The organism is Frateuria defendens, assembly GCF_001182895.1.
Taxonomy (GTDB): Bacteria; Pseudomonadota; Gammaproteobacteria; order Xanthomonadales; family Rhodanobacteraceae; genus Frateuria_B; species Frateuria_B defendens.
Genome location: NZ_LFQR01000110.1, coordinates 1 through 437, shown reverse-complemented (window position 1 = coordinate 437; position 437 = coordinate 1). Strand labels below are relative to the sequence as shown.

Sequence of the window (437 nt, the reverse complement as noted above, 5' to 3'; positions counted from 1 at the left end):
ACTACCCGCCGCGCGCGGCGTTCTTCCGCGAGCAGCTCAAGACCCTGCTGGAGCTGCCCGACGGCCACCTCGGCGGCCCGCTGGATACGCTCACCGGTTCCTACGCGGGCGCGCAGGGCTGGGGCCAGTTCATGCCCTCCAGCATCCGCGACTTCGGCGTGGACGAGGACGGCGACGGCCGCATCGACCTCAAGAACTCGCTGCCCGACATCCTCGCCAGCGTGGCCAACTATTTCGCCAAGCACGGCTGGGTGGACGGCGGCCCGGTGGCCGCGCGCGCGCAGCCCGACGCGGCGGCCAGGGCGGTGGCGGTGAAGGACGCCACGCCGCAGTGGCCGCTGGAGCAGCTGATGGCCTGGGGCTACGCGCCGGTCGAGGCGCTCGACCCCGGCGCGCCGAGCAGCCTGCAGACGCTGGCCGGTCCGCTGGGGCCGGAG

1 protein-coding gene is annotated in these 437 nt (G+C 74.4%); it reads left to right on the top strand.

All coding sequences use genetic code 11. The annotated features are described in order from the left end of the window. On the top strand, positions 1–437 hold a 437-nt coding region (locus ACH65_RS14370), incomplete at both ends, for a lytic murein transglycosylase (RefSeq protein ID WP_049623302.1).